The following is a 6,449-nucleotide window of genomic DNA, read 5'->3' on the forward strand; positions in this document are numbered from 1 at the left end:
TCGCTGCCGTCAACGTTGTCTTGCCATGGTCAACATGACCAATCGTCCCCACGTTGACATGCGGCTTCGTCCGCTCAAATCTCTGCTTCGCCACGTGCCCTCCGTACCTCCCGGTCCTACATCCAGCCGTCACGAGCCATTCGTGCGGCAGCGTCGTTCAATCCGCGATCTACACCCGCTGATTCTTCGCGATCAGTTCCTTCGCCAGCGAATCCGGCAGAGGCTCATAATGGTCGAACTCCATCGACGAGGTAGCTCGACCCTGAGTCATCGAGCGCAGCTCGGTGGTGTAACCGAACATGTTGGCCAGTGGCACAAACGCCCGGACAACCTGCGAACCGCTCAGCATTTCCATGCCCTCGACGCGACCGCGGCGCGCGTTGAGGTTGCCGATAACATCACCCATGAACTCTTCCGGCGTGGTCACCTCGACCTTCATGATCGGCTCAAGCACAACCGGCCCGGCGCGTCGAACGCCGTCCTTCAGTGCCATCGAACCAGCGATCTTGAACGCCATTTCGGAAGAGTCGACCGGATGGAATGATCCATCCACCAGCGCGACCTTCATGTCGACGATCGGGTAGCCGGCGTCACCACCGGTCTCCATCGCCTCCTTGACGCCGGCACCGACGGCCGGGATGTATTCGCGCGGGACAACACCACCGATGATCTTGTCCTCGAAGATGAAGCCCTCGCCCGGCGGGAGCGGCTCCAGCTCAAGCCAGACGTGACCGAACTGACCGCGACCACCAGTCTGGCGGATGAACCGACCTTCGATGCGAGTCGGGCGGGTGATGGTTTCGCGATACGCGACCTGCGGCTTGCCGACGTTGCCGGTAACCTTGAACTCGCGCAGCAGGCGGTCGACGATCACTTCGAGATGAAGCTCGCCCATACCCATGATGATGGTCTGGCCGGTTTCCTCATCCGTCCGCAAGCGGAAGGTGGGATCTTCTTCGGCCAGGCGAGCCAGCGCCATGCCCATCTTGTCCTGGTCCTGGCGGGTCTTCGGCTCGATGGCGACCTCAATGACCGGCTCGGGGAAATTGATCGACTCCAGGATGATCTGGTTGTCCGGGTCGCACAGTGTATCGCCGGTGAACGTGCTCTTGAGCCCGATAACGGCAGCGATGTCGCCGGCGTGGACCTCGTCGATCTCCTCGCGGTGGTTCGCATGCATCTGCAGCAGGCGGCCGATACGCTCGCGCTCACCCTTGGTCGAGTTGTAGGCGTAGGAGCCCGACTTCAACGTGCCCGAGTAGATGCGGATGAAGGTTAGTCGGCCGACGTGCGGATCGGCAGCGACCTTGAATGCCAGCGCCGACATCGGAGCATCAGAATCGGTCTCACGGGTCTCTTCTTCTTCGGTGCGCGGATTCGTCCCACCAACCGGCGGGATGTCCAGCGGCGACGGGAGATAGTCGACAATCGCGTCCAGCATGCGCTGCACGCCCTTGTTCTTGAGCGCCGTGCCGTTGATGACCGGAACCAGCTCGTTCCGAATGGTGGCCTGGCGAAGCGCCGAGACCCACTCGTCGATGGTGATTTCCTCTTCTTCGAGGTAACGCATCATCAGATCTTCGTCGGTCTCAGCGATGATCTCGAGCAGCTCGTTGTGTCGCGTCTCAGCTTCTTCGGCCATATCGGCCGGCACATCTGTCTCTTCGATGTTCTGACCGAGGTCATCGCGATAGTAGTAGGCGCGCATGCGCATGAGATCGACCATGCCCTGATATGCCGACTCGCTGCCAATCGGCAGCTGGAGGACGGCGGGTCGGGCCTTCAGTCGATCCTTGATCATGTCGATGGTGCGCCAGTAGTTTGCACCGGTGCGGTCCATCTTGTTGATGAAGCAGATGCGGGGCACGCTGTACTTGTCAGCCTGGCGCCACACCGTCTCGGACTGTGGCTCAACACCGGCGACCGCGTCGAACACAACGACACCACCGTCGAGGACACGCAGCGAGCGCTCTACCTCAGCGGTGAAGTCGACGTGACCGGGGGTGTCGATGATGTTGATGCGATGCTCACGCCAGAAGCAGGTCGTGGCGGCCGACGTAATCGTGATGCCGCGCTCGCGCTCCTGGACCATCCAGTCCATCGTCGCCGAACCCTCATGCGTTTCGCCTGGGCGATGCACACGTCCGGTGAAAAACAGGATGCGCTCGGTTGTTGTCGTCTTGCCGGCGTCAATGTGAGCGATGATGCCGATGTTCCTGACCCGTTCCAGGCCAGCAGCGCCGGCCCCGGCGCCCTTGGTTACCGTGTTCGTGCTACTCATCGTCGCGTCTTAGTCTCCCTGACCGGCACCTCATTGCGCCGGATTGGTAACGTCTCCACCCAGAACGAAAGCGAATGATTGGCCTACCAGCGATAGTGAGCGAACGCCTTGTTGGCTTCCGCCATTCGGTGCGTATCTTCGCGTCGCTTGATCGTCGCGCCCGTGTTGTTGTAGGCGTCGAGGAGTTCTGCGGCGAGCTTCTCTGCCATGGTTCGGCCGTTGCGTGACCGCGCTGCCTGCAGCATCCAGCGGATGGCGAGCGACAGACGACGCGCGCCCTCGATCTGCACCGGCACCTGGTAGGTCGCACCACCAACGCGGCGCGGCTTCACCTCAATGACCGGCGTCGCGTTGTGCAGCGCCTGCTGAAACACTTCCAGCGGCGGTCGACCGGTGCGGGATTCGATGATGTCGAATGCGTCGTACACAATCCGCTCAGCGGTGCCCTTCTTGCCACGCTCCATCACCTTGTTGGTGAAGCGTGTGACGAGCTCGCTCCCGTACTTCGGGTCCGGCATCAATTCCCGGCGTTGCACCTTCGCGCGTCGTGGCACTGTCGTTGCCCTCCCGCCGCTTCCGCGGCCTGCTGTACCTGTTGTGACATGGCGAACCCTGCCTGTCACAGATCACGAGCCAGCGGACTGGCTCACATTCACACAGAAAAGCGGTCGACACGATGAAACCGTGAGGCCGCTTTTCGTCCCGTACGATCTTCGCAAAGAGTGACCATGGGTATCCGGGGGAAACGCCCCCGGACGGCATGCTCTAGCTCTTTGGTTTTTTGGTCCCGTACTTCGACCGCCCCTGCCTGCGGTTATCGACCCCACGCGCGTCCAACGCACCACGCACAACGTGGTAGCGAACGCCCGGCAAATCCTTGACGCGGCCGCCTCGGATGGTACAACGGAGTGCTCCTGGAGGTTGTGGCCTTCGCCTGGGATGTATGCGGTCACTTCCATACCATTGGACAACCGCACCGCGGGCAATTTTGCGGAGCGCGGAGTTAGGCTTCTTTGGCGTCATCGTTCGGACCTGGGTGCAGACACCACGCTTCTGCGGTGCGCCCTTCCCACGGCGAAGCCGTCCAGCATACCTGCCCAGCGCATTGTTGGTATAGCGCAGGGCCGGAGCCTTGGTCTTCTTCGTGACGCTCTTGCGCCCTTTTCGGACCAACTGATTGATCGTCGGCACGTTCTCTGGTTCCCTCCCGAAGATTGCTGCCTGAGCTCTGCGAACAGTGTCTCGAAGGCTATCGATTGGCTGTCGCAAACGAGGCCGCACTTCGAGGATGCTAACGCCTCGTATCCCATGGCCCATTTCCGGCCACAATGCGACAGTGTACTAGAGATTGAATCCTTCTGTCAAACGTTTGAGACAGCGAACCGGACCGCTACAGCGGTCCGGTTCGCTCTCCATCAGTATCTATGCCTCGGAATCGCCCTCAGGCGCTGCGCCCGAGTCGAGTCCACCCTGGTCGCCCTCGCCGTCAGCAACAAGATCGCCTGTCTCTGACTGCTGAGCGACGGCTGCGCCGGTCGCTTCAACAGCATCCTCAGCGAGATCAGTCGCGACGCGAGCCGAGGAGACCATTTCCTCAACATCCTCAATTGACGATGGCTCAAACTCGACTGGTGCTTCCAACTCTCCGGCAACGACGCCGTTCGCGTTTTCCGCTTCGATGTTCGAGTAATACCCCGTGCCGGCCGGGATGAGCTTGCCGATGATGACGTTCTCCTTGAGGCCGCGCAGGTGATCGATCTTCCCGTTGATCGCCGCTTCGGTCAGGACACGCGTGGTCTCCTGGAACGAAGCTGCCGAGAGGAACGAATCTGTGGCCAGCGACGCCTTGGTGATGCCAAGCAGCACTTCTTGCGCCGTCGATGGCTCGCCGCCCTGGGCCAGCATCTCGGAGTTCATCCGGTTCAGCTCAAAGCGATCGACCAGCTCGCCCTGCAGCCAGTCCGTATCGCCCGGATCGTCGATGCTCACCTTGCGCAGCATCTGGCGCACGATGACCTCGATGTGCTTGTCATTCGTGACAACGCCTTGCGACCGGTACACAGCCTGCACCTCGTCAACCAGCAGGCGCTGGACGGCCTCGCGACCGCGCGCAGACAGCACCTCCTGCGGATCAAGGCTACCGTCGGTCAGCTGGTCACCGGGGTTCACCAGGTCGCCATCCTGCACGCGGATGTGTGCCGTGTGCTGAATCGCGTACTCCTTCGATTCGCTGTCCTCGCTGCGGACGATGATCTCGCCATCGTCCAGCATGACGGTTCCGTCCATCGTCGAGACGATCGGCTCAACACCGTTGCTCGACTCTGCGAGGATTTGACCACGCTCGACCGTCTGGCCATCCTTCACGCCAACCATGTGGGCGCTCGCGAGCTTGTAGCGCTCGACGACGATGTCCTCACGGCTAACGATGATCTTGCGACCTTCCTCGTCGTTCACGATCTCGACGGTCCCTTCGATTTCGGAAAGGATCGCCTTGCCCTTTGGCTCACGGGCCTCGAACAGCTCCTCAACACGCGGGAGACCGGTTGTGATGTCCTCTGCGTGCGACACACCACCCGTGTGGAAGGTGCGCATCGTCAGCTGCGTGCCGGGCTCACCAATCGACTGCGCGGCGATGATGCCGACCGCTTCGCCGCTGGCAACCAGGTGGCCGCTGGCCAGGTCACGCCCGTAGCACTTCGCGCAGACGCCGTGGACCGCGACGCAGTCCATCGCAGTGCGAATGCGGAACGTGGTGATTCCGGCCGCGAGGATGCGCTCCAGCGCGTCCTCGTCGATCTCCTCGTTTCGATCGACCAACAGCTCGCCGTCATCGGTGACGATCGCCAGTGCCGCAGCACGGCCAATCACGCGAGCTCGCAGCGGCTCGTCGTCAATCTCATCGACGTTGATGATCATGCCGTTCTCAGTGCCGCAATCATCGAGTGTGATGATTACGTCCTGCGCGACATCAACCAGACGTCGGGTAAGGTAGCCGGAGTCCGCCGTGCGCAACGCGGTATCTGCCAGACCCTTGCGCGCGCCGTGCGTGGAGATGAAGTACTCCAGCACCGACAGACCTTCACGGAAGTTCGCCTTGATGGGCAGGTCGATGATGTTGCCGTTCGGGTCGAGCATCAGGCCGCGCATACCGGCCATCTGGGTAATCTGGTTGATGTTACCCTTCGCCCCCGAGTGGCTCATCATGAATAGCGAGTTGTCGAGTCCGAGGTTCTGCTCCACGGCTTCCGCAAGAACATCGCGGGTGTCGTTCCAGATCTTGATGACCTGGGCCTTGCGTTCGCGCTCGGTGACCAGACCACGGTTGTGCTGTCGCTCAACGGCCTGAACCTCGACATCGGCCTTCTCGATGATCTCCTTCTTGGAGGGCGGGATCGCGATGTCGTGCAGGCCAATTGTCAGACCACCCTTGGTTGAGTAGCTGAAACCGATCTGCTTGATCCGGTCGGCAACCTCGGCGGTCGCTTCCGCATCGTATTGCTGGTAGCAGTCATGAACGAGCCGTCGGAGCGCCTTGCGATCCATCGTCTCGTCGCGATACGGGAAGTCCTGCGGAAGTTCCGAGTTGAACAGCACGCGTCCGACGGTCGTCTCAACCAGGCCGCTCTCGGCATGCGCATTCACAGAATCCGGGTCCAGTGGTCGCGCGCCACGCTTCGGATCGAAGACGAAGATGCGCGCCTGCAGGTCGATGACACCGGACTGGTATGCGATGGCAACTTCATTGGCGCTGGCGAAAACCTTGCCCTCACCAGGCACACCGTCGCGCTGCGACGTCATGTAGTAGCAACCGAGCACGATCTCCAGCGTCGGCGCGATCACCGGATCGCCGTCCGACGGGTCAAGCAGGTTCGCCGTCGAAAGCATGCGCTTGCGCGCCTCGCGCTGCGCTGACTTCGAGAGCGGCACGTGCACAGCCATCTGGTCACCGTCGAAGTCGGCGTTGAAAGCCGCACAAACGAGCGGGTGGATCTGGATGGCCGAACCCTCGATCAGCTTGACCTCGAACGCCTGGATGCCAAGTCTGTGCAGCGTTGGGGCGCGGTTCAACAGGACGACGTAGTCCTTGATGACCTCTTCCAGCACCTCCCAGACGCGCTCATCAACTCGCTCAACCAATCGCTTGGCCGCCTTGATGTTGTGCGCATAT

At 61.4% G+C, this 6,449-nt stretch carries 4 protein-coding genes and 1 pseudogene; all 5 read right to left on the minus strand.

The window, feature by feature from the left end; translation table 11 throughout:
* A partial coding sequence (locus tag M9890_15075; GenBank protein ID MCO5178276.1) for a GTP-binding protein occupies positions 1-94 on the minus strand: 94 nt, incomplete at its 3' end.
* Between the two features lie 75 nt (positions 95-169).
* Positions 170-2,281 (minus strand): elongation factor G, encoded by a 2,112-nt coding sequence (fusA, locus tag M9890_15080; protein ID MCO5178277.1) that lies wholly within the window; start codon positions 2,279-2,281, stop codon positions 170-172.
* A gap of 83 nt (positions 2,282-2,364) precedes the next feature.
* Positions 2,365-2,835 carry a 30S ribosomal protein S7 gene (gene rpsG / locus M9890_15085; protein MCO5178278.1) on the minus strand — a complete coding sequence of 157 codons (471 nt, stop codon included), beginning with the start codon at positions 2,833-2,835 and terminating at the stop codon, positions 2,365-2,367.
* A 211-nt stretch (positions 2,836-3,046) separates the two neighbouring features.
* Positions 3,047-3,472, minus strand: a pseudogene (gene rpsL, locus M9890_15090) (30S ribosomal protein S12).
* Positions 3,473-3,703: 231 nt separating this feature from the next.
* Positions 3,704-6,449, minus strand: a 2,746-nt coding sequence (locus tag M9890_15095) for a hypothetical protein (GenBank protein MCO5178279.1), incomplete at its 5' end; no start/stop codon positions are given.

The organism is Thermomicrobiales bacterium (assembly GCA_023954495.1).
In the GTDB taxonomy this organism is placed as follows: domain Bacteria; phylum Chloroflexota; class Chloroflexia; order Thermomicrobiales; family CFX8; genus JAMLIA01.

What these genes read in the sequence shown, in the direction of transcription:
- fusA (MCO5178277.1), bottom strand. Translation starts at nt 2,281, where the DNA reads ATGAGTAGCACGAACACGGTAACCAAGGGCGCCGGGGCCGGCGCTGCT.